Origin of the sequence: Pseudomonas synxantha BG33R, assembly GCF_000263715.2 — a bacterium.
Classification (GTDB): domain Bacteria; phylum Pseudomonadota; class Gammaproteobacteria; order Pseudomonadales; family Pseudomonadaceae; genus Aquipseudomonas; species Aquipseudomonas synxantha_A.
This window is the reverse complement of the sequence record NZ_CM001514.1, coordinates 5,529,554-5,550,421: the sequence shown is the minus strand read 5'-3', so window position 1 is coordinate 5,550,421 and position 20,868 is coordinate 5,529,554. Positions and strand designations below refer to the sequence as shown.

General features: G+C 61.1%; 20 protein-coding genes. 11 read left to right on the top strand and 9 right to left on the bottom strand.

The features are described 5' to 3' along the window. Positions 1–41: 41 nt before the first annotated feature. The 4 genes from eutC to PSEBG33_RS03430 all read right to left on the bottom strand — a co-directional run bounded on the left by eutC (position 42) and on the right by PSEBG33_RS03430 (position 5,493). Positions 42–878: an ethanolamine ammonia-lyase subunit EutC gene (eutC, locus tag PSEBG33_RS03415; RefSeq protein WP_032803728.1), complete on the bottom strand. Its 837-nt coding sequence runs from the start codon at positions 876–878 to the stop codon at positions 42–44. Further along, positions 875–2,269: an ethanolamine ammonia-lyase subunit EutB gene (locus PSEBG33_RS03420; RefSeq protein WP_005791801.1), complete on the bottom strand. Its 1,395-nt coding sequence runs from the start codon at positions 2,267–2,269 to the stop codon at positions 875–877. The genes eutC and PSEBG33_RS03420 overlap by 4 nt, the downstream gene beginning before the upstream one ends. A gap of 52 nt (positions 2,270–2,321) precedes the next feature. After that, complete coding sequence (eat, locus tag PSEBG33_RS03425) at positions 2,322–3,755, bottom strand: ethanolamine permease (protein ID WP_005791799.1); 1,434 nt, start codon at positions 3,753–3,755, stop codon at positions 2,322–2,324. Between the two features lie 217 nt (positions 3,756–3,972). Continuing rightward, complete coding sequence (locus tag PSEBG33_RS03430) at positions 3,973–5,493, bottom strand: aldehyde dehydrogenase family protein (protein WP_005791797.1); 1,521 nt, start codon at positions 5,491–5,493, stop codon at positions 3,973–3,975. 271 nt (positions 5,494–5,764) lie between these two features. Here PSEBG33_RS03430 and PSEBG33_RS03435 point away from each other — a divergent pair, with 271 nt between their 5' ends. The 5 genes from PSEBG33_RS03435 (at position 5,765) to PSEBG33_RS03450 (ending at position 11,393) form a co-directional block, all read left to right on the top strand. Next, positions 5,765–7,675 carry a sigma-54-dependent Fis family transcriptional regulator gene (locus PSEBG33_RS03435; protein ID WP_005791795.1) on the top strand — a complete coding sequence of 637 codons (1,911 nt, stop codon included), beginning with the start codon at positions 5,765–5,767 and terminating at the stop codon, positions 7,673–7,675. A gap of 657 nt (positions 7,676–8,332) precedes the next feature. Beyond that, positions 8,333–9,031, top strand: a complete 699-nt coding sequence (locus PSEBG33_RS29840) for a hypothetical protein (protein WP_032803986.1) — start codon at positions 8,333–8,335, stop codon at positions 9,029–9,031. 109 nt (positions 9,032–9,140) lie between these two features. Continuing rightward, complete coding sequence (mpl, locus tag PSEBG33_RS03440; RefSeq protein ID WP_005791791.1) at positions 9,141–10,490, top strand: UDP-N-acetylmuramate:L-alanyl-gamma-D-glutamyl-meso-diaminopimelate ligase; 1,350 nt, start codon at positions 9,141–9,143, stop codon at positions 10,488–10,490. Beyond that, on the top strand, positions 10,487–11,116 hold the full coding sequence (gene ubiX / locus PSEBG33_RS03445) for a flavin prenyltransferase UbiX (RefSeq protein WP_005791790.1): 630 nt from the start codon (positions 10,487–10,489) through the stop codon (positions 11,114–11,116). The genes mpl and ubiX overlap by 4 nt, the downstream gene beginning before the upstream one ends. Then, a complete protein-coding gene (locus PSEBG33_RS03450) occupies positions 11,109–11,393 on the top strand; it encodes a YceK/YidQ family lipoprotein (protein ID WP_005791789.1) in 285 nt (94 codons plus the stop codon). The genes ubiX and PSEBG33_RS03450 overlap by 8 nt, the downstream gene beginning before the upstream one ends. Before the next feature lie 121 nt (positions 11,394–11,514). On the opposite strand, the gene PSEBG33_RS03455 is transcribed toward PSEBG33_RS03450, so the two are convergent. The 3 genes from PSEBG33_RS03455 to PSEBG33_RS03465 form a co-directional block, all read right to left on the bottom strand. After that, the gene (locus PSEBG33_RS03455) at positions 11,515–12,156 is read right to left on the bottom strand and encodes an oxidoreductase (protein ID WP_005791787.1); all 642 of its coding nucleotides are present in this window, start codon (positions 12,154–12,156) and stop codon (positions 11,515–11,517) included. A gap of 29 nt (positions 12,157–12,185) precedes the next feature. Next, positions 12,186–13,904 (bottom strand): C13 family peptidase, encoded by a 1,719-nt coding sequence (locus PSEBG33_RS03460; protein ID WP_005791785.1) that lies wholly within the window; start codon positions 13,902–13,904, stop codon positions 12,186–12,188. Between the two features lie 105 nt (positions 13,905–14,009). Next, positions 14,010–14,465, bottom strand: coding sequence for a MaoC family dehydratase (locus PSEBG33_RS03465; protein WP_005791783.1), 456 nt, complete (start codon positions 14,463–14,465; stop codon positions 14,010–14,012). A 185-nt stretch (positions 14,466–14,650) separates the two neighbouring features. On the opposite strand from PSEBG33_RS03465, the gene PSEBG33_RS03470 reads away from it, so the two are divergent. The 4 genes from PSEBG33_RS03470 to PSEBG33_RS03485 all read left to right on the top strand — a co-directional run bounded on the left by PSEBG33_RS03470 (position 14,651) and on the right by PSEBG33_RS03485 (position 16,646). Further along, on the top strand, positions 14,651–15,004 hold the full coding sequence (locus PSEBG33_RS03470) for a CidA/LrgA family protein (protein WP_005791782.1): 354 nt from the start codon (positions 14,651–14,653) through the stop codon (positions 15,002–15,004). Continuing rightward, complete coding sequence (locus PSEBG33_RS03475) at positions 15,001–15,717, top strand: LrgB family protein (RefSeq protein ID WP_005791780.1); 717 nt, start codon at positions 15,001–15,003, stop codon at positions 15,715–15,717. Before PSEBG33_RS03470 ends, PSEBG33_RS03475 begins: the two co-directional genes overlap by 4 nt. Before the next feature lie 22 nt (positions 15,718–15,739). Then, the gene (locus PSEBG33_RS03480; RefSeq protein WP_005791777.1) at positions 15,740–16,330 is read left to right on the top strand and encodes an LON peptidase substrate-binding domain-containing protein; all 591 of its coding nucleotides are present in this window, start codon (positions 15,740–15,742) and stop codon (positions 16,328–16,330) included. A gap of 100 nt (positions 16,331–16,430) precedes the next feature. Continuing rightward, positions 16,431–16,646: a hypothetical protein gene (locus PSEBG33_RS03485; RefSeq protein ID WP_032803985.1), complete on the top strand. Its 216-nt coding sequence runs from the start codon at positions 16,431–16,433 to the stop codon at positions 16,644–16,646. On the opposite strand, the gene PSEBG33_RS03490 is transcribed toward PSEBG33_RS03485, so the two are convergent. Both PSEBG33_RS03490 and PSEBG33_RS03495 read right to left on the bottom strand, forming a co-directional pair. Continuing rightward, a complete protein-coding gene (locus tag PSEBG33_RS03490) occupies positions 16,640–17,956 on the bottom strand; it encodes a bifunctional DedA family/phosphatase PAP2 family protein (protein ID WP_005791773.1) in 1,317 nt (438 codons plus the stop codon). The genes PSEBG33_RS03485 and PSEBG33_RS03490 overlap by 7 nt on opposite strands. Positions 17,957–18,097: 141 nt before the next feature. Continuing rightward, on the bottom strand, positions 18,098–18,781 hold the full coding sequence (locus tag PSEBG33_RS03495) for a DNA-3-methyladenine glycosylase (protein WP_005791771.1): 684 nt from the start codon (positions 18,779–18,781) through the stop codon (positions 18,098–18,100). 174 nt (positions 18,782–18,955) lie between these two features. Between PSEBG33_RS03495 and PSEBG33_RS03500 the strand changes: the two genes are divergently transcribed. Beyond that, the gene (locus PSEBG33_RS03500; protein WP_005791769.1) at positions 18,956–20,221 is read left to right on the top strand and encodes a glutamate-5-semialdehyde dehydrogenase; all 1,266 of its coding nucleotides are present in this window, start codon (positions 18,956–18,958) and stop codon (positions 20,219–20,221) included. Continuing rightward, positions 20,221–20,865, top strand: coding sequence for a nicotinate-nucleotide adenylyltransferase (gene nadD / locus PSEBG33_RS03505; protein ID WP_005791767.1), 645 nt, complete (start codon positions 20,221–20,223; stop codon positions 20,863–20,865). The genes PSEBG33_RS03500 and nadD overlap by 1 nt, the downstream gene beginning before the upstream one ends. Positions 20,866–20,868 lie beyond the last annotated feature (3 nt).

Sequence of the window (20,868 nt, the reverse complement as noted above, 5' to 3'; positions counted from 1 at the left end):
CTTGATGCTGCCTAATGCGGCAAAAAAGCGCAATCGTGCCGCTATCGGTCACTCGGTGGGCTGAGCAGGAAATTGCCCTTCATCAAGTCCGGGTCGTCGGATTCAAGCGTCTGAACCTGTGCCTCATCCTTGAGGTTGACCCCCGACAGTTGCCGGCGACACGCCTCACGCATCAAGTACAGCAGGCGATGGGCCGCCATGCCATAGCTCAAGCCTTCCAGCCGCACATTGGAGATGCAATTGCGATACGCATCGGTGAGGCCCACCTTGGGGTTGTAGGTGAAATACAGGCCCAGGCTGTCCGGTGAGCTGAGCCCCGGCCGTTCGCCGATCAGGATCACCACCATTTTGGCGCCGAGTAATTGTCCGATTTCATCGGCCACCGCCACGCGGCCTTGTTCCACCAGTATCACCGGTGACAAGGACCAGCCTTCGGCGTGGGTCTGTTCCTCCAGGCGCATCAGAAACGGCGCCGTATGTTTATGCACCGCCAATGCCGACAGGCCATCGGCCACCACTATGGCCAAATCCACGCCACCCGGATGCGCCGAAGCGTAGTCGCGCAAGGTTTGGGCCGACTCATCGCTCAAGCGTCGCCCAAGGTCCGGGCGTTGCAGGTACATATGCCGGTCCGTGGCGGCGCTGCGCAGCAACAGGCTGTCGCGGCCACGTTCGGCCAATTGGCCGCTGAGCGCGGCATGGTCGAAGGGCAGGTGCACCGCATCCCGCGCCTGGGCGTGGGCAAACTGGAAGTCCAGCTGGGCACTGGTAGGAATGCTGGTGCCGGTGCGGCCCAGGGCGATGCGCGCCGGGGTCAGGCGGCGCAATTCCAGCCACGGGTTGTCAGGCAACTCTGGTTGCACGGTCGGCTCCTTCATCCCAGTTGCGCCAGAGCGTGGCGAAACGCCGGTGGCAGGCTGTTGCCGAAGCGCACCTTGCCGCCTTCTTGCGTGAAGATGCCCATTTTCGCCAGCCACTGTTCAAACTCCGGCGCCGGTTTTAAACCCAATGTTTGCCGGGCGTACAAGGCGTCGTGGAACGAGGTGGTCTGGTAGTTGAGCATGATGTCGTCGGAGCCGGGGATGCCCATGATGAAGTTGATGCCGGCCACGCCGAGCAGGGTCAACAGGGTGTCCATGTCGTCCTGGTCGGCTTCGGCGTGGTTGGTGTAGCAGATATCACAACCCATGGGTACGCCGAGCAGCTTGCCGCAGAAGTGGTCTTCCAGGCCGGCGCGGATGATCTGCTTGCCGTTGTACAGGTACTCCGGGCCGATAAAACCGACCACGGTATTGACCAGGAACGGCTTGAAGTGCCGGGCCACGGCGTAGGCACGGGTTTCACAGGTTTGCTGGTCGACCCCAAAGTGCGCATTGGCCGACAGGGCACTGCCCTGGCCGGTTTCGAAATACATCAGGTTTTGCCCCAGAGTGCCGCGCTTGAGACTCAGGCCAGCCTCGTAACCTTCCTGCAGCACGCTCAGGCTGATGCCGAAACTGGCGTTGGCGGCCTCGGTGCCGGCGATCGACTGGAACACCAGGTCCAGCGGCACGCCACGGTTGATCGCCTCGATGGAGGTGGTGACGTGGGTGAGTACGCAGGCCTGGGTGGGGATTTCGTAGCGCTGGATGATCGCGTCGAGCATCTCCAGCATGGCGCAGATCGAGGCGATGCTGTCGGTGGCCGGGTTGATGCCGATCATGGCGTCGCCGTTGCCGTAGAGCAGGCCGTCGAGAATGCTCGCGGCAATGCCCGCCGGTTCGTCGGTGGGGTGATTGGGCTGCAAGCGCGTGGACAAGCGCCCGCGCAGGCCCATGGTGCCGCGAAACTGGGTGACCACGCGAATCTTCTGTGCCACCAGCACCAGGTCCTGTACGCGCATGATTTTGGACACGGCTGCCGCCATTTCCGGTGTCAGCCCCGGCGCCAGTGCGCGTAGGGATTGTTCATCAGCCGCGTCACTGAGCAGCCAGTCGCGCAGGCCACCGACGGTGAGGTGACTGACCGTGGCAAAAGCCTGTTTGTCGTGGGTGTCGATGATCAGCCGGGTGACTTCGTCGCTTTCATAGGGAATCAGCACTTCTTCGAGGAAGTGCTTCAGGGGTGTATTCGCCAGCGCCATCTGGGCGGCGACCCGTTCGCCATCATTTTGCGCAGCGACGCCGGCCAGGAAGTCGCCGGAGCGTGCCGGGCTGGCTTTGGCCATCAGGTCCTTGAGGCTGTCGAAGCGGTAGGTATGTGCACCCACCGCGTGGGAAAAACTTGCCATACAGTGTCTCCTTGACGACGCGAGCAGGCGCCCGCGTCGAGGTTTACGGCGCTTAGTGCAGGGCGGCCTCTGCGGCCTGGATCGCCGCGAATTCTTCTTCCGGCGTGCCTGCTACCAAGTGATGCCGGCTGTAGAAAGCAAAGTAAGCAATTAATACTCCATAGATGACCGCCGCGCCAATCACCACGCGTGGGTCGACCAAAAAGCCCGCCACCACGGCCACGCAGGCCAGTACCAGCGCCACGCCCGAGGTGAAGATGCCGCCCGGCGTGCGATACGGGCGCTCCATCTTAGGGCGGCGGATGCGCAGGGTGATGTGCGCGGCCATCATCAGCACATAGGAGATCGTCGCGCCAAACACGGCCACCAAAATTAGCAGGTCGCCCTGGCCGGTCAGCGACAGGCCGAAACCGATAATCCCGGGAATCACCAATGCCAGTACTGGCGCCTTGCTCTTGTTGGTCTGGGACAATTTGCGCGGCAGGTAGCCAGCGCGGGACAAGGCAAAGATCTGCCGCGAGTAGGCGTAGATAATCGAGAAAAAGCTTGCGATCAAACCGGCCAGGCCAATCAGGTTGACGAAGCTGCCCATCCAGGTCGAACCGCCATAGGACAGCGCCAGGGCTTCCACCAACGGGTTACCGGATTTGATCAGCGCATACGTGCCTGCTCCGCCCGGCGCGATCACCAGGATCAACAGGGCAAAACTGGTCAGCACCACAATCGCGCCGATCAGCCCACGGGGCAGGTCGCGCTTGGGGTTCTTGGTTTCTTCAGCGGCCAGGGGCACGCCTTCTACCGCGAGGAAAAACCAGATCGCATAAGGGATCGCCGCCCACACGCCCACATAGCCGAACGGCAGGAAGCTGCTGGCGCCCTTGGCCTCGGTCACCGGAATATCCAGCAGGTTGGCGACGTTGAAGTGCGGCACCATCGACACCAGGAATACGCCCAAAGCGATCGCGGCGACGGCGGTGATGACAAACATCAGCTTCAAGGCTTCGCCGACACCAAAAATATGGATGCCGATAAAGATGATGTAGAACGCTAGGTAGATCATCCAGCCGCCAATGCCGAACAGCGACTCGCAGTAAGCGCCGATAAACACCGCAATTGCGGCGGGGGCGATGGCGTACTCGATCAGGATCGCGGTGCCGGTGAGAAACCCGCCCCAAGGGCCAAAGGCGCTGCGGGCAAAACCGTAGCCACCGCCGGCGGTGGGGATCATCGAAGACAGTTCGGCCAGGGAGAAGCACATGCACAGGTACATGGTAGCCATGAGCAATGTGGCGAGGAACATGCCGCCCCAGCCACCCTGGGCCAGGCCGAAGTTCCAGCCGGCATAGTCGCCGGAGATGACGTAGGCGACGCCAAGGCCGACTAACAGCACCCAGCCGGCAGCGCCTTTTTTCAATTCTCGTTGTTGAAAGTAATCGGTGCCGACTTTTTCGAAGTCGACAGAAGAACCAGTGGGTTCGCTAGGCATGGGAAGTACCTTGGATTGTTATTGTTTTTAACTCGGCATCTGTGTGCCGAACGCGGTAGCAATTACTGGCGAAGTTCAAGTGTGGGAGCTGGCTTGCCTGCGATGGTGCCTTGTCAGCGACCTTTTACTTGGCTGACACACCGCTATCGCAGGCAAGCCAGCTCCCACACGTGATTGCATTTCAAGTTGGAGGCTGGTTGCTTGCTATAAGGCTGGGTTAGAAAAAGCCCAACGGATTAATGTCGTAGCTCACCAGCAGGTTCTTGGTCTGCTGGTAGTGATCCAACATCATCTTGTGGGTTTCGCGCCCTACGCCAGACTTCTTGTAACCGCCAAACGCGGCGTGCGCCGGGTACAGGTGGTAGCAGTTGGTCCACACGCGACCGGCCTTGATCGCGCGGCCCATGCGGTAGGCGCGGTTGATGTCGCGGGTCCACAGGCCGGCGCCCAGGCCGAACTCGGTGTCGTTGGCAATCGCCAGGGCTTCGGCTTCGTCCTTGAAAGTGGTGATGCTCACCACCGGGCCGAAGATTTCTTCCTGGAACACACGCATGTCGTTGGTGCCCTTGAGCAGGGTCGGCTGGATGTAATAGCCGGTGGCCAGATCGCCCGTGAGCTTTTCAACCTTGCCACCGGTCAGCAGTTGCGCACCTTCGCCCTTGGCGATTTCCAGGTAGGACAGGATCTTGTCAAATTGCTGCTCGGACGCCTGGGCGCCGACCATGGTGTCGGTGTCCAGCGGGTCGCCACGCTTGATCGACTCGACCTTCTTCATCACCACTTTCATGAAGTCGTCGTAGATCGACTCCTCCACCAGGGCGCGAGATGGGCAGGTGCACACTTCGCCTTGGTTGAAGAACGCCAGCACCAGGCCTTCGGCAGCTTTTTCGATGAATGCAGGTTCCGCTTTCATGATGTCGGCGAAGAAGATATTCGGCGACTTGCCGCCCAGCTCAACGGTAGACGGAATGATGTTCTCGGCCGCCGCGTGCATGATGTGCGAGCCCACCGGGGTAGAACCGGTGAAGGCGATCTTGGCGATACGCTTGCTGGTCGCCAGGGCTTCGCCGGCTTCCTTGCCGAAACCGTGCACAACGTTCAGTACGCCTGGCGGCAACAGGTCGCCGATCAGTTCCATCAGTACGCTGATGCCCAGCGGGGTTTGCTCGGCGGGCTTGAGTACCACGCAGTTGCCGGCGGCCAGGGCCGGGGCGAGTTTCCAGGCGGCCATCAGCAGCGGGAAGTTCCACGGGATGATCTGGCCGACCACGCCCAGTGGTTCATGGAAGTGATAGGCGGCAGTGAGTTCGTTGATTTCGGCGCTGCTGCCTTCCTGGGCGCGAATGCAGCCTGCGAAGTAGCGGAAGTGGTCGGCGGCCAGGGGGATGTCGGCGTTGAGGGTTTCACGCACGGCCTTGCCGTTGTCCCAGGTTTCGGTGATGGCCAGCAACTCGAGGTTCTGCTCGATACGGTCGGCGATTTTCAGCAGTACCAGCGAGCGGTCCTGGGCGCTGGTTTTGCCCCAGGCGTCAGCGGCGGCGTGGGCGGCGTCCAGTGCTTTGTCGATGTCTTTGGCGGTGGAGCGCGGGAAGTCGGCGATGGGCTTGCCATTGACCGGCGAGGTGTTGGAGAAGTAGTTGCCATCGACCGGCGCAACGAACTCGCCGCCGATGTAGTTGCCGTACTTGGCCTTGAACGAAACGATGGCGCCTTCGGTACCGGGGTGTGCATAACGCATGGTGGGCATCTCCTGCTTTTATGTTTATCGGAGTACAGCGCTGCAAGCGCGTTATAAAGCGTAGAGCAAAGGTCGGGCCAGTGCGTACGGGCCAGGTAAATCAAGGGTTTGGTTTTGTTTACAAGGCATGACTGTGGCTGGGGCGATACAGGCGGGGTGACAGTTTGTGCCACAAACGGTACAGCCTGTGACCGATGGGTCGGACCGGGATTGCAATGGCCCGGTGGCTGGTGGATGCTGGGCGCTCTCACGCAGGGAGAATAATAAGAACATGCACAACGATCATTTCAGTCGCCATGCCCAGCAGGTTCTCACTGTCACCCGGGGGCAAGAGCCGCTCCAAGGGCCGGGCAGCGATCCCTCCATCGCCCGTTCCTGGCTGCGTTGCGTTGAGGACTACCACCTCGACCCTGCGCAGACCGTCGCGCCCACCGTGCTTGAGCATGGCCGCCTGCTGGAAAGCCGCGAACGCCTGCGCCAGGTGCTGCACATCGCCGGCAACGAGATGAACAGTCTGCACCAGCAACTCTCGGGGGCTGGTCACGCGGTGCTGCTCACCGATGCCCGGGGGGTGATCCTCAACTGTGTCACCGCGCCGTCCGAGCGCAAGATTTTCGAGCGCGCCGGGCTGTGGCTGGGCGCCGACTGGAGTGAAGCCTGCGAAGGCACCAATGGCATCGGCACCTGCCTGGTCGAGCGTCAATCCCTGACCATCCACCGTGACGAGCATTTTCGCGGTCGCCATACCGGGCTGACGTGTTCGGCGAGCCCGGTGTTCGACCCTCACGGTGAATTGCTGGCGGTGCTGGATGTGTCCTCGGCCCGCGAAGCCGTGTCGCGCCAGAGCCAGTTCCACACCATGGCGCTGGTGAACCTGTCGGCCAAGATGATCGAAAGTTGCTACTTCCTGCGCCACTTCGAACATCATTGGCTGCTGCGTTTTCACCTGCAGGCCGAGTCGGTCGGGTTGTTCAGTGAAGGCTTGCTGGCGTTCGATGGCGAAGGGCGCATTTGTGCGGTGAACCAGAGCGCCCTGAACCTGTTGGGGCAGCTACGCGGCGGCTTGGTGGGCCAGCCGGTGGACGCGTTTTTCGACTGTTCCCTGGATCAGTTGCTAGGGCGGGCCAGCGCGAATGCCACTGCCAGTTGGCCGCTGCGTAGCCGCGATGGTCGGCCTTTATTTGCAGCGCTGCGAGGCCAGCCCCGCAGTACGCTGGCCCCGGTCGTCAAGCCGCAGGCGCCACGTCCACTGGGTATTTGCCTGGGCGATCCGGCGTTGCAAAATGAGCTGCGCAAGGCCTCGCGCGTATTCGAGCGCGACGTGCCCTTGCTGATCAACGGCGAAACCGGCTGCGGTAAAGAGGCTTTCGCCAAGGCCGTGCACCAGGCCAGCCAGCGAGGCGACAAGGCCTTTGTCGCGCTGAACTGTGCGGCCATTCCGGAAAACCTGATCGAGTGCGAACTGTTTGGCTATCGCGCCGGCAGTTTCACCGGCGCCCTTAAAGAAGGCATGCGCGGCAAGCTGCAACAGGCCGACGGCGGTACGCTGTTTCTCGACGAAATCGGCGACATGCCACTGGCGCTGCAAACCCGCTTGTTGAGGGTGCTGGAGGATCGCCTGGTGGTGCCTATCGGCGGCGAACCTCAAGCCGTGAACCTGCGCATCATCAGCGCGACGCACCGTAATTTGCTGGAGCGTGTGGCCGATGGCAGCTTTCGCGAAGACCTGTATTACCGCTTGAGCGGCTTGGAAGTCGCCCTGCCGCCGTTGCGCGAACGCACTGACAAGGCGCAATTGTTGGACTTCCTCCTGGCCCAAGAGGCCGGCACCGAACAGGTGATGCTAGACGAGTCAGCGCGCCAGGCCTTGTTGGCATTCCACTGGCCCGGCAACCTGCGGCAAATGCGTACCGTGTTGCGCACGGTGGTAGCGCTCTGTGAGGGCGGGCGAGTCGGTCTTGAGGACTTGCCGGCGCTGATTCGCCAGGCGCGGCCGCTGGGGGCGAGGGTGGATGCGCCGTACGCCTTGCCGCTGGAAAGCGCCGAGCGTCAGGCATTACTCGGTGCGTTGGTGCAGCAGCGCTGGCATATGAGCCATGTGGCTGAACAGTTGGGGGTCAGTCGCAATACGCTGTACCGCAAGTTACGCAAACATGGAATCTCCAGGGACTGCACTCATTAAGGGAGTGCGACACTTGTCGGAGTAACTCAGTTATTGCCGATGGCTCGTGTTTTGTCGCACAGGCTTTAAGGTTTTTTATCGCGCTACGTACTCACGTCGCCCCGGAACGCTGCACGTTGTTTTAAGCACTGATGGAATAAGGGCAGAGCATCACGTGCCCTTAATCACAGTTGTTTGAAACTTCTAGGGTGACAACACATGAATATTACAAGTCCAATAACGACTCCTGTGCCACAACTCCCTGTTCAACTTGACGTTACGCTCACGTCCCAACCGCAACCCTTTACGGCGGGCTGGGACGAACCGGTGGACCACACTCCGCCTGAGCCTGGCACGCAGTTGTCTGCGCAGGAGACTGATCAAACGCCGAAGGTGCGCATCAAGCGTGGAATCTTTGGACTGCGAGGGTGGGGAGGATCCCGCCCCACGCCTCACGTGCCGCCCACGCCATCGCCCAGATTGCCGCCTGCCTCGGTCAGTCCCACGCCCAGCCGGCCCCCAATCACGGCGGGTGGGAAAAAGCCGACGACAAGCCACGATACCCCTGGTGCAAGTGCAAGTGCGACTGCGGGCAGTTCAAGCCAGTCAACCGCAGGTAGGCTCAAGGACGTGCTGAGCAAGGGGCCTCAGACGCCCCCCCTCGGTGGGACCGCCCCTGTGAAACAGAACGATCCGCCCAAGGTCAGCGTGGTCGATGTCACCCAGCGACTGTTGGATGCCGACAGGCTGGTCAAAGCGGGCGTTATTTCTACATCACCCTCTACCAGCAAGACGGTCAAGGACGCGTTCATCAACGCAGGCGTCAATGGTATGGTCAGCGCGCCGATCAATGTGGGGGCGTATGCCGGATCCGTGGCTGCGGGGGAAGCGATCAAGGGCCAATACCTACCGGTGCCAGTGGCGCCACCGCCACCGCATTTGCCGGGCGTTGCACAGCCCGAACAGGACTCCATGCCGCCAACCGTTGCGCCATCCGCACCCGATGAGCCTGCGCTTGAAGCCATGCGCCATCTGGATCGGGTAGAGAAAGTGGTGCTGGAGTTTGCCAATGTCGTCATGATGCTGGCGTCGGGAAGCACCGCAGACCGGCTTGCCATGGACGACGCCTGGCCCAAGGAGCGTGGGGCACGCTTGACTAACCTAGAGCAGTTACTGAGCGTGTCAGAAACCCATATGAGGCAAGTGGCCGAGGACAACGGCGTTATTTTCAAACCTCACATTGAGTCGTCAACCTCTCCCGGCACCGGGGGACGCTTAGGCGTAATAGAGCGTCGGTATGACGCGATGGAAAAAGCGGCCGAACGAATCATGACCTTGAAAGACGCTGAGCTTAAAAAAGCTGGCACCATGGTTTAAGACATCCCTTTTGCCCGCCGGATCCTACCGGCGGGCGTTTCGCCCTCAGCTAAAGCGTGCGAACTTTCCCACCCTACGCTAACCTGCCTCGATGTTTACGAGGTCGACTATGCACATTCATATTCTGGGTATCTGCGGTACGTTCATGGGTTCAATGGCGGTTCTGGCCAAAGAGCTGGGCCATCACGTTACGGGCTCCGATGCCAACGTTTATCCGCCCATGAGCACGCAGCTGCAGGCGCAAGGTATCGAGCTGACCCAAGGTTACGATCCCTCGCAATTCGACCCGGTGCCGGATCTGGTAGTGATTGGCAACGCCATGTCCCGTGGCAACCCAGCGGTCGAGTACGTGCTCAATAAAGGTTTGCCTTACGTCTCAGGCCCTCAATGGCTGGCTGATCATGTGTTGCAAGGTCGTTGGGTATTGGCAGTGGCCGGCACTCACGGCAAGACCACCACCAGCAGTATGCTCGCCTGGGTACTGGAACATGCGGGCATGAGTCCGGGCTTCCTGATCGGCGGCGTGCCGCAGAATTTCTCGGTGTCGGCGCGCCTGGGCGATACGCCGTTTTTCGTGATCGAAGCCGATGAATACGACAGCGCGTTTTTCGACAAGCGCTCCAAGTTCGTCCACTACCGTCCGCGCACAGCGATCCTGAACAATCTTGAGTTTGATCACGCGGACATCTTTCCCGATCTGGCGGCTATTGAGCGGCAGTTCCATCACTTGGTGCGTACCATCCCGAGTGAAGGCCTGGTCATCCACCCGACCACTGAACCGGCGTTGCAGCGCGTGATCGACATGGGCTGCTGGACGCCGGTGCAGACCACCGGTGTGGGCGGGCAATGGCAGGTCAAGTTGCTCAGCGAAGACGGCTCCCGGTTTGAAGTGCTGTTCGAAGGCCAAGCCCAAGGCGTCGTGGAGTGGGATATGACCGGCCAGCACAATGTCGCCAACGCGCTGGTAACCCTGGCGGCTGCACGGCATGTCGGTGTGGTGCCGGCCATGGGCATCGCGGCCTTGAGCGCATTCAAAAGCGTCAAGCGGCGCATGGAAAAAGTCGCCGACGTGAATGGGATTACCATCTACGACGACTTTGCCCACCATCCAACAGCTATCGCCACTACGCTCGACGGCCTGCGCAAGCGCGTTGGCGATGCCCAAATCATTGCGATCGTCGAACCGCGCTCCAACTCCATGAAGCTGGGTGCGCACCGCGATGGCCTGCCGGAAAGCGTCAACGACGCCGACCAGGTGGTCTGGTACGCGCCTGCCAACCTTGGTTGGGACCTGCCGGGGATCGCTGCGCTGTGCACCGTGCCCTCGACGGTGTGTGATTCGCTGGAAGGCATCATTGAGCATGTGAAGCACTTGGCCAAGCCCGGCACCCATATGGTCGTCATGAGCAACGGCGGTTTTGGCGGCTTGCACGGCAAGCTGGCCGAGGCGTTGCAATGAGTGGCCCCGAACGTATCACCCTGGCAATGACCGGCGCATCCGGCGCGCCTTACGGCCTGCGCCTGCTGGATTGCCTGGTACGTGAAGACCGTGAAGTGCACTTCCTGATTTCCAAGGCCGCCCAATTGGTGCTGGCGACCGAGACGGATGTGCAATTGCCGGCCAAGGTGCAGATGATGCAAGCGTTCCTCACCGAATACACCGGTGCGGCAGCGGGGCAGATCAAGGTCTATGGCAAGGAAGACTGGATGTCGCCCGTGGCTTCGGGCTCCGGCGCGCCGGCGGCGATGGTGGTGGTGCCATGCTCCACCGGCACCCTGTCGGCGATTGCCACGGGCGCCTGCAATAACCTGATTGAAAGGGCGGCGGACGTGACCTTGAAGGAGCGTCGCCAATTGATCCTGGTACCGCGCGAAGCACCGTATTCGAGTATTCACCTGGAACACATGCTCAAGTTGTCGAACATGGGCGTGACCATCTTGCCGGCGTCGCCAGGTTTCTATCACCAGCCGCAGACCATCGATGACCTGGTGGACTTCGTGGTGGCGCGCATTCTCAACCTGCTGAACATTCCCCAGGACATGCTGCCGCGTTGGGGCGAGCACCATTTGGGCGGCGATGAATAAAGCGCTGCTGCTATTACTGGCGTTGCACCTCACGGGCTGCGCCACGGCGCGCACCCTGGACGCCGCGCAACCTGGCGCGCCTGTGGTGTATGCCGGTACGCGCCTGGATTTGTATGCGATCAATGGCGGCTGCTGTGCCAAGGACAGGTTTGGGGCCGAGGCGCCGGGCTATCCCCATCTCGACCTGCCGGCCAGCGCGCTGCTCGATACGCTGCTGTTGCCACTGTCGTTGTTGACCGTGCTGGGTGTGGGCTTCAACGCCACTGGCGGACTCTGAGAACTACACGAACCCAATGTGGGAGGGGGCTTGCTCCCGATGGCGCCGTGTCAGGCAACTACCTTGTTGCTGACCCACCGTCATCGGGAGCAAGCCCCCTCCCACATTTGGATTGGTGTTCTTACTTGCCGAGCTTGCGCAGCTCATCCGACTCCACCACCCGCACGCCATCCTGTTCTTCCAGCGCCAGGCGCCACATGGCGCGAGCCAGTTCGCAGACTTCGATGCCGTGGTACTTGCCCGGAATCAAGCGCGACAACGGCCCGGCAAGCTGTTCGGCCAGACGCGGTTCCAGCCGGTCCCCCAGCAGCAAGGAAGGTCGCACGATGGTCAGTTGCGGCCAGTCCTGGGCTTTGAGTGCCTGCTCCATTTCGCCCTTGACTCGGTTGTAGAACACTGAGGATTTCGGGTCGGCGCCGATCGCACTGATCACGATCAGATGCCGCGCACCCAGTTCCCGAGCGCGCTTGGCGAAGGCCACCACCATGTCCAGATCGACCGCACGGAACGCCGCTTCCGAGCCGGCTTTCTTGATCGTGGTGCCCAGGCAGCAAAAGGCAATGTCCACCCGGCCGCTCAGTTGCGGCAGGAACACCGCAGGGTCGCCCACCGGGTTTTCCAGGCGTGGGTGTTCAGCCAGCGGCTTGCGGCTCGGCGCCAGTACACGGGTCACGGTGGGTTCGTTGAGCAGACGATCAAGCAGGTGTTCGCCGGTGAGGCCGGAGGCCCCCGCCAGCAGGATATGCTGAGGTGTCAGGTACATGATGTTTCCCCCTTGTTACACGTTACAGCTTAGTTGCCTTTGGCTTCCTTGCTATTCATTGAGACGCTTTCGAGCGCCTTTCGTGCCTGCTGTTTGCGTAATAGTTGCCAATGGGCGATCACGCCTTTGGGCGCCCAGATCTGCGGTTCTGAGGCTTCGAAGTTGTCCGCCTGCTCGCGTTCGGCCACATGCAGTTGTGCCAGTTTGAACGCGTGTTGCAAATCGTCCGTTTGGTTGAAGGCTTGTGCGAAAAGGGCATCGCCAAAGTAGGTAAAGTCCGCCTCTTCTGAACAGCCAAAGGACACGCGATCTGCACGGGAAGCCGTCATGATCAGCGTGCGCTCATCTTTCAGGGCCGGAATGAAACCGCCGGAGTAGCAGGCGGAAATCACGATGATCTTGTCGCGGTTTTTCAACGGCGTCAGCACGGCGGCCAGTTCATCGGCGGGCAGGTCGGCCAGTTCCATGCGCGGCTGGTCGAGCACCAACTCATGTTCATGGGTGCCGTGGCTGGTCAAGTAGATAAATACCAGGTCTTCGGGCCCGGTACGTTCGGCCAGGGTTTGCACGGAACGCCGCAGGCTTTCACGGGTGGCCAGTGGACGGTCGGCGATGTGGTCACGATGGTTGACCAGGCGGACCTGCCCGCGTGCGCCGAAGCGTGTGGTGAGCAGGTTGCTGACGTAATCGGCTTCGCGCAGGAACACGCTTTGCTTGCCGTCACCTGCCAACGCCAACGTATAAAGCTCGACGGCAGGTGTCGAGGCCGGCACGGCGGCCAGGGCCTCGTCGAGCAAGCGGCCTTGGGCCAATAGGCCGGTTTCCAGTGGGTCGGGCAGTAACTTGCCATCGGCATCGCGCACGCGCAGGCCATTGACCCAGGTGCCGGCCTGCACGGTGCCGTCGGTGAGCACGAGGGTGCCACGCCCCTGATAGTTGTCGCTGTCGAAGCCACCGATATAGAAGCTGCCATCGGTGAGGTTCAGGCGCCCCTCACCGGTAAAGCGCCAGTCACTGAACTGACCGACGTAGTGGCTGCCATCGGCGCCAATCAACTCGCCTTTGCCACTGAGGGCGCCTTCCTTGAACTGGCCGATCCATACGTCGCCGTCGGCGTTTTCATAGCGGCCTTTGCCGTTGAGTTGGTTCTGCTTGAATTGGCCGATATAGATATCGCCCTCAGCGCTATTGAAGGTGCCATTGCCCTCCAGTTGGCCATCGACAAAGTGGCCGCTGAACTGATTGCCGCTGTCGTCATTGCGCTGGCCTTCGCCATTGGGCTTGCCGTGGGCAAATTGGCCCTGGTACTGGCTGCCATCGGCCAATTCCAGGCGACCGAGGCCTGCATACTGGTCGTCCTTGAACTCGCCGCGATAGGTCATCTGCCCTTCTTTGAGGGTGCCTTCGCCATTGCGTCGACCGTTCTTGAAGCTGCCGACATAGCTGCTGCCCGTGGTAGTCAAGCTGCCCTGGCCATCAAACAGGCCCTGCTGGAACTGGCCTTTATAGACTTCGCCATTGCTGCCATGCCATTCGCCCTGGCCGTGCCACTGGCCTTTATCGAACTGGCCGGCGTACCAACTGCCGTTGGGGTAGTCCACGCGGCCCTGGCCTTGCAGCAGGCCGTTGACCACATCGCCACGGTAGCGGCCGCCATCGGGCAGGCGCGCATCGGGCGGCAACAACGATTCGCCGTCTCCGCAAGCGGTCAGCAACAGGGCAAGGGCAAGGGGAGCGAGTGGGCGCATAGCGGGATCCGGATAATTGAGCGCCGAGTATGCCGCAGCCGCGAGATTCATACATAAATTTACATACACTGTGGCAAGGTTTATTGCCTCGCCACAGGGTCGGCCTTACACGAAGCAGAGTGACAGCGACTCGGCAATATAGGCAGGTTTCTCCTGGCCTTCGATTTCCAGGGTGGCGGTGGCCTTGAACAGCCATTGGCCGGGTTTTTTCTCGGTGACGTCGGTGAGCGTGACGTTCAGGCGTACCTTGGAGTCGACCTTCACCGGCTGGATGAAGCGCACACTGTCCAGGCCGTAGTTGACGGCCATTTTCAAGCCCTCGGGCATGATCAGGATGTCTTCCATCAGCTTGGGCATCAGTGACAGCGACAGGAAACCGTGGGCGATGGTGCTGCCGAACGGGGTTTGTGCGGCCTTGACCGGGTCGACGTGGATGAACTGATGATCGCCGGTGGCCTCTGCGAACAGGTTGATGCGCGCCTGGTCGATGGTGAGCCATTCGGAACGTCCCAGTTCCTTGCCGACATAATCTTTGAGCTGCGCTACGGGTACATAGGGCATTGCGTCTCTCCTGGGTTCATCATTTTTATCCCACGTTGATAAGGGGTTTTATATGGGATACAGAGAACCAATGTAGATCATCATGGGCAAATGGCCCGGTCAACCCAACATGCTTTTGGCGAATGCCTGGGCATAGGGCGGGCGTGCTTATAATGCGCATGGGCTTTGAGGGGGGAGAGAGCGGGATGCTGTTACGTGGCCTGACTTGGCTGGTGCTGTTTCAATTGATCGGTACGGCGATCAATCATTTGCTGTTGCCGGTACTGCCGGGGCCGATCATCGGGCTGCTGCTGATGCTGGGCTTTCTGGTCTGGCGCGGTGAAGTCGGCGAGCCGCTGAGCCTGGCGGCTGGCAGCCTGTTGCGTTATCTGCCGTTGCTGTTGGTGCCGCCTGCCGTGGGAGTGATGGTCTACGCCAAGGACATTGTCGCGGACTTCTGGGCTATCGTCGGGGCGCTGGTGTTGTCGCTGGTGATCGCCATGGGCTTTGTCGGTGTGCTGATGCAGCAGATGGTCAGGCGCAAGGAGAAGGACCAATGATGCTTGACTGGCAGGGCGCCTGGACGGCGGTCATTCATCACCCGTTGTTTGGCATCGGTATCACCCTGGGCGCCTATCAGTTGGTGCTGGCGGGGTACGAGAAAACCCGCTGGATCTTCCTGCAACCGGTGCTGGTGTCGATGTTGCTGGTGATCGGTGTGTTGCTCGCCTGTGGCCTGAGTTACGCCGAGTACCGCGAAAGCACCGAGATCATGGGGATCCTGCTGGGGCCTGCAACGGTGGCATTGGCGGTACCGCTTTATCTTAACCTGCGGCGGATTCGCCAATTGTTCTGGCCGATTTTTACTACGCTGGTGGTAGGCGGGGTGTTGGCTACCGGCTTGTGTGTGCTGTTGGGGTGGTGGTTTGGTGCCGAACACAGGGTGCTGATGACCATGGCACCCAAGTCGGTAACGTCGCCGATTGCCATGCTGGTCGCCGAACAGATTGGTGGCGTGGCGGCATTGGCGGCAGTGTTTGTACTGATCACCGGGGTGGTCGGCGCGATGATCGGCCCGGCGTATCTGTCGCGGCTGGGTGTGCACAGCCCTGAAGCGCGGGGCATGGCGCTGGGCATGACCGCTCATGCGGTCGGCACCTCGGTGGCCCTGCAGGAAAGCGAAGAGTGCGGCGCTTTTGCGGCGCTGGCCATGAGCCTGATGGGCGTGGCGACGGCGGTGTTTCTGCCGTTGGCCGTGTCGGTAATTGTTTAACCCGGGTTTTAAGGAAACCGTTATGAGTCTGGCGCTGTTCCCACTCAACACTGTGCTGTTCCCAGGCTGCACCCTCGACCTGCAGATATTCGAGGCGCGCTACCTAGACATGATCAGCCGCTGCATGAAAAAGGGCGAAAGCTTTGGTGTGGTGTGCATCTTCAATGGCCTGGAAGTGGGCATAGCCCCGGACGGCTACGCGCTGATCGGCTGCGAAGCGTTTATTCGCGACTTCAAACAGCAGGACAACGGCCTGCTGGGGATTCGTGTGGAAGGTGGCCGGCGTTTCCGCGTACTAGACGTCACGGTGCAGAAAGATCAATTGCTGGTGGCCGAGGTTAAATGGTTGGAGGAGGTGCCGGATCGGCCTCTGGAAGAAGAGGACGCCGACTTGCTGGCGCTGCTGGAGGCTCTGGCGGAGCACCCGATGGTAGCTTCGCTGGAGATGAACGCCCATGCCGAAGGCCAGCAGGCCCTCGGCAACCAACTGGCGTACCTGCTGCCGTTTACCGACGCCGATAAGGTCGACTTGCTGCAAATTGACGATCCGCAGCAGCGGCTGGATGCCATTCAGATGTTGCTGGATGAATTGCAGGGTGAGTTGTTCACCTGAGATACGGAATTTTCTGCGGTTGCTTTCGGATTTTGCTACGTCATTTCAGGCGCGACGCCTGCAATATTTTCCGATCACACCATAATGATCGGGGATGACCATGATTCGTCTGACACCATCGGAACAAGTCGCCTGGGACACGTATTTTGTCAGCGTGACCACGCAATTGCTCCAGCAGGACGCCACCCGGGGCGCGGAGTACATCGCCGAGCGCGCCGCCGAGATTGCCGACGAGATGCTGCTGGAGCGACGCGAACGTTGCGTGGAGCGTCGCTCTGCTTCAGTCGACTGGATTGGCCCGGCCAAGGGTCAGTAGGCGTACCTGAGCAATGCATGGGAGGTGCCGGTGAATGCAATGAAGCCGAGCACCGCCACCACCGCCGGCAATACCAGCCACCAGGCTTTTTGCGTCATTGCCGGCAGCGGGCTGCGGTACTGGATCACGGTCAGGCTGAATGCGCATACCGTCATGGCCAGTAGCGTGCCTGCGAGGATGTCGCTGGGCCAGTGAGCGCCCAGGTACACCCGCGACAGAGCAATGAATGCGGCGGGTATGCAGCCCAGCAGCATCCAGGTCAGGCGCAACCGCGTGGGTTGGCCGCGACCGGCCAATACCGCGAGCGCCAGGAAGAACGCAAAAGCGCCGGAGGCATGGCCGCTGGGCATGCTGAAACTGGTCAACGGGTCGGTCAGAATCTCCGGGCGGCCACGGGCAAAGAACAGCTTGGTGCCGGTGTTGATCACCGCCGCGCCTGCCAGGGTCGCTCCTACAAACAGCGCGTGTCGCCATTGCCGGGCCACAAACAACAGGGCGGTGAACACCGCGCTGGCGACGAACATTTTCTTGAACTCGCCCAATTGCGTGATCCGCACCATCACCTCATCCAGCCACGGGCTGCGATGCTCCTGCACCAGGGCGCTCAGGCCCTGATCGAAGTCATTGAGATGCGGGTAGCCGATAAACAGCGCGATCAGCAGGGTCAGGCTGGCACAACCGATCCACAACGTTGCGCGACGATGGGCGCGCAGGCTGCTGTTCAAACTTAATCCCAATAGCGCCGCCAGGCACGCCGCAACAATCGCCGCTTCCGGCCAGAAACCTTCCGGCAAGGGCAGGCGGAACGCGGCACCGGCTGCCCAGCCCGGCAGCAGATACGCCACTGACCAACCGGCGGCGGCGATCACGCTGACGATCGCAAAGCGCGGGAGCGGCATGTCGCACATACCGGCGACCATCGGCAGCATGGGCCGCAATGGCCCGATGAAGCGCCCGACCAGCAAGCTGGCGATTCCGTACTTGTGGAAGTAGGTTTCTGCGCCATTCATCCATTCCGGATGATGGCGCAGGCCCGGCAAGCGCCGGATGTTCTGATGGAAGTGTCGGCCCAGGTAGTAGGAAACCCCGTCGCCCAATAGTCCGCCGAGGAAGCCCAGCAGCAGGGTTTCACTCAGTGACAACGCACCGCTGCCGGCCAGTGCGGCAATCGCAAACAGCAATACCGTGCCCGGCACGATCAGCCCGGCAATGGCCAGGCACTCCACGCACGCGACAATAAACACCGCGGCTGCCAGCCATTGCGGGTTCAGGGTCAGCCAGCCGGTGATGCTATCGAGCCATTGGCCCATACAATCCACTCCATAATGAGACGGTGAATTTCCACTGTGGGAGCTGGCTTGCCTGCGATGGCTGCGGCATGGCCAGCATGGAAGTTGCCTGGCCCACCGCTATCGCAAGCAAGCCAGCTCCCACATGGGATGTGTCGCCCGTTAGATCAAAAAATAATCGCGGCCTTCGACCTGCCCGCGACGCAGCGGGTTCCGCGTGCAGTACGGCGCATAGCCGGCATCGACGAAGCGATACATCAAGTGTTCATCGCGCCCGCTGGGAATGCCCAGCCGGGTGGTCTGGATAATCTGCGTGGGCACCTGGCCCACATCTTCGACATACAGCAGTTCCTGATCGAAGCGCTTGGCGTCCCACATCGGCACTTTCAGGCCCAGCGCCTTGCACAGCAGGGTCTGCCCGGCGCACAGCTTCTGCGCCGGGCGCGGGCTGCCGTCGGGGTTGGGGTTGTTCAACAGCATTTGCGCCAGGCTTGCCGGCCCGCAGATTTCATCGACCCACGGGTAAGCCGACTTGATCAGCACGGCATTCCCCGGGCCGTGGGCGCTGAAGTTCAGGGAATCACCGCCCCTGGCGTAGTACATATAGATATGACCGCCATCCAGAAACAAAGCCTTACGCTTTTCTGTGTAACCCAGCGACGCATGGCTGCCTTTTTCGGCCACGTAATAGGCTTCGGTTTCAATAATTCGCGCCGAAAGCCAGAGATCACCAACACGGTGGCGAATGATTTTCCCCAACAGCTCTTGCGCGAGCAGTTGTGCATCGCGGTCGAAGAAGCCGTCGGGCAGGGCGCTTGCGGGGAGTGGGGCGGTAAGTCCGGGCATGGCGTTCAGGGTTATTACGGCTAAATGTGACGGAATAATAACAACTCTCACCTTAATTACCGCTGAACCCCGGGTTTTTACAGTTCATTTCGACCATCCGCCCCTCACCGCTGTCAGTCGAGCGGCGTCACAGCTATAATCTGCCGCTTTCCTCTTTGCCAAGACTCCCTGACCATGACTGAGTCCGTTCTTGACTACATGACCCGCCTGGGTCGCGCTGCCCGTCAGGCCTCGCGGTTGATCGCCCGTGCGAGCACTGCGCAGAAGAACCGTGCGCTGCTGGCGGCTGCCGATGCTCTGGATGCTTCGCGCTCCGAGTTGACCGCTGCCAATGAACTGGACTTGGCCAATGGTCGCGCCAATGGCCTGGAACCGGCCTTGCTGGATCGCCTGGCACTGACCCCGGCACGTATCGACGACATGATCGAAGGCCTGCGTCAGGTGGCCAAGCTGCCTGACCCCATCGGTGAAATCCGCGACATGCGTTACCTGCCGTCCGGTATCCAGGTAGGCAAGATGCGCGTGCCGCTGGGTGTGATCGGCATCATCTACGAGTCGCGTCCGAACGTGACCATCGACGCCGCGAGCCTGTGCCTGAAGTCGGGCAACGCCACCATCCTGCGAGGCGGCTCCGAGGCGATCAATTCCAACCGTGCTATCGCCGCCTGCATCCAGCAAGGCCTGGCCGTGGCCGAGTTGCCAGCCGAAGTGGTGCAAGTGGTGGAAACCACCGACCGCGCGGCTGTGGGCGCGTTGATCACCATGCCGGAATTCGTCGACGTGATTGTGCCCCGTGGCGGCAAGAGCCTGATCGAGCGCGTCAGCCGCGATGCCAAGGTGCCAGTCATCAAGCACCTGGACGGCGTGTGCCACGTCTTCATCGACATCGCCGCCGACCTCGACAAGGCGATTCGCATTGCCGACAACGCCAAGACCCACCGCTACGCGCCGTGCAACACCATGGAAACCCTGCTGGTGCACGCCGGCATTGCCGAGCGCGTGCTGCCGCCTCTGGCTGCCATCTACCGTGACAAGGGCGTGGAACTGCGTGGCTGCGAGCGTACCCGTGCACTGCTCGGCAGCGATGTGATCGAAGCGACTGAACAAGACTGGTACACCGAATACACCGCGCCGATCCTGTCGATTCGCATCGTCGACGACCTGGACCAGGCCATCGAGCACATCAATAAATACGGCTCCAAGCACACCGACGCCATTGTTTCCGAGCACTTCAGCGATGCCCGGCGTTTCCTCAATGAAGTGGACTCCGCTTCGGTGATGATCAACGCCTCGACACGTTTTGCCGACGGCTTCGAGTATGGCCTGGGGGCGGAGATCGGTATCTCCACCGACAAGCTCCATGCACGTGGCCCGGTTGGCCTTGAAGGGCTGACCAGCGAGAAGTACGTAGTGTTCGGCGACGGTCATGTGCGCACTTGATGGCTAAACGCATCGGGCTGCTCGGCGGTACTTTCGACCCCGTGCACATCGGCCATTTGCGCAGTGCCCTGGAAGTCGCCGATGCCCTGGCGCTGGACGAGGTGCGGCTGCTGCCCAATTTTCGGCCGCCGCATCGCGATACGCCGCAGGTGTCTGCGCAACAGCGCCTGGAAATGGTGCAGGTGGCCGTAGAGGGCATACAGCCGTTGATGGTGGACGACCGCGAGCTCAAGCGCGATAAACCGTCCTACACTGTCGACACCCTGGAATTGATGCGCGCCGAGATGGGCGCAGATGACCAGTTGTTTCTGCTTTTGGGCTGGGACGCATTTTGCGGCCTGCCCTCTTGGCACCGCTGGGAGGAGCTCCTCCAGCATTGCCACATCCTGGTTTTGCAACGCCCGGATGCCGACAGCGAACCGCCGGATGCCTTGCGCAACCTGCTGGCCGCGCGGTCGGTAAGTGACCCCTTGGCCCTGACCGGGCCGAACGGGAATATTGCATTCGTCTGGCAGACCCCGCTTGCGGTGTCCGCCACCCAGATCCGTCAACTGCTGGCCAGCGGTAAGTCGGTACGTTTCCTGGTGCCTGACGCGGTCCTGGCCTACATCGATGCGCACGGGCTTTACCGTGCGTCGAACTGAAAA

What these genes read in the sequence shown, in the direction of transcription:
- ubiX (WP_005791790.1), top strand. Translation starts at nt 10,487, where the DNA reads ATGAGTGGCCCCGAACGTATCACCCTGGCAATGACCGGCGCATCCGGC.
- PSEBG33_RS03480 (WP_005791777.1), top strand. Translation starts at nt 15,740, where the DNA reads ATGAGTCTGGCGCTGTTCCCACTCAACACTGTGCTGTTCCCAGGCTGC.
- PSEBG33_RS03465 (WP_005791783.1), bottom strand. Translation starts at nt 14,465, where the DNA reads ATGCCCTATGTACCCGTAGCGCAGCTCAAAGATTATGTCGGCAAGGAA.
- PSEBG33_RS03475 (WP_005791780.1), top strand. Translation starts at nt 15,001, where the DNA reads ATGATGCTTGACTGGCAGGGCGCCTGGACGGCGGTCATTCATCACCCG.
- mpl (WP_005791791.1), top strand. Translation starts at nt 9,141, where the DNA reads ATGCACATTCATATTCTGGGTATCTGCGGTACGTTCATGGGTTCAATG.
- eutC (WP_032803728.1), bottom strand. Translation starts at nt 878, where the DNA reads ATGAAGGAGCCGACCGTGCAACCAGAGTTGCCTGACAACCCGTGGCTG.
- PSEBG33_RS03435 (WP_005791795.1), top strand. Translation starts at nt 5,765, where the DNA reads ATGCACAACGATCATTTCAGTCGCCATGCCCAGCAGGTTCTCACTGTC.
- PSEBG33_RS03490 (WP_005791773.1), bottom strand. Translation starts at nt 17,956, where the DNA reads ATGGGCCAATGGCTCGATAGCATCACCGGCTGGCTGACCCTGAACCCG.
- PSEBG33_RS03500 (WP_005791769.1), top strand. Translation starts at nt 18,956, where the DNA reads ATGACTGAGTCCGTTCTTGACTACATGACCCGCCTGGGTCGCGCTGCC.
- PSEBG33_RS03495 (WP_005791771.1), bottom strand. Translation starts at nt 18,781, where the DNA reads ATGCCCGGACTTACCGCCCCACTCCCCGCAAGCGCCCTGCCCGACGGC.
- PSEBG33_RS03470 (WP_005791782.1), top strand. Translation starts at nt 14,651, where the DNA reads ATGCTGTTACGTGGCCTGACTTGGCTGGTGCTGTTTCAATTGATCGGT.
- PSEBG33_RS03430 (WP_005791797.1), bottom strand. Translation starts at nt 5,493, where the DNA reads ATGCGTTATGCACACCCCGGTACCGAAGGCGCCATCGTTTCGTTCAAG.
- PSEBG33_RS03485 (WP_032803985.1), top strand. Translation starts at nt 16,431, where the DNA reads ATGATTCGTCTGACACCATCGGAACAAGTCGCCTGGGACACGTATTTT.
- eat (WP_005791799.1), bottom strand. Translation starts at nt 3,755, where the DNA reads ATGCCTAGCGAACCCACTGGTTCTTCTGTCGACTTCGAAAAAGTCGGC.
- PSEBG33_RS03420 (WP_005791801.1), bottom strand. Translation starts at nt 2,269, where the DNA reads ATGGCAAGTTTTTCCCACGCGGTGGGTGCACATACCTACCGCTTCGAC.
- nadD (WP_005791767.1), top strand. Translation starts at nt 20,221, where the DNA reads ATGGCTAAACGCATCGGGCTGCTCGGCGGTACTTTCGACCCCGTGCAC.
- PSEBG33_RS03450 (WP_005791789.1), top strand. Translation starts at nt 11,109, where the DNA reads ATGAATAAAGCGCTGCTGCTATTACTGGCGTTGCACCTCACGGGCTGC.
- PSEBG33_RS03460 (WP_005791785.1), bottom strand. Translation starts at nt 13,904, where the DNA reads ATGCGCCCACTCGCTCCCCTTGCCCTTGCCCTGTTGCTGACCGCTTGC.
- PSEBG33_RS03455 (WP_005791787.1), bottom strand. Translation starts at nt 12,156, where the DNA reads ATGTACCTGACACCTCAGCATATCCTGCTGGCGGGGGCCTCCGGCCTC.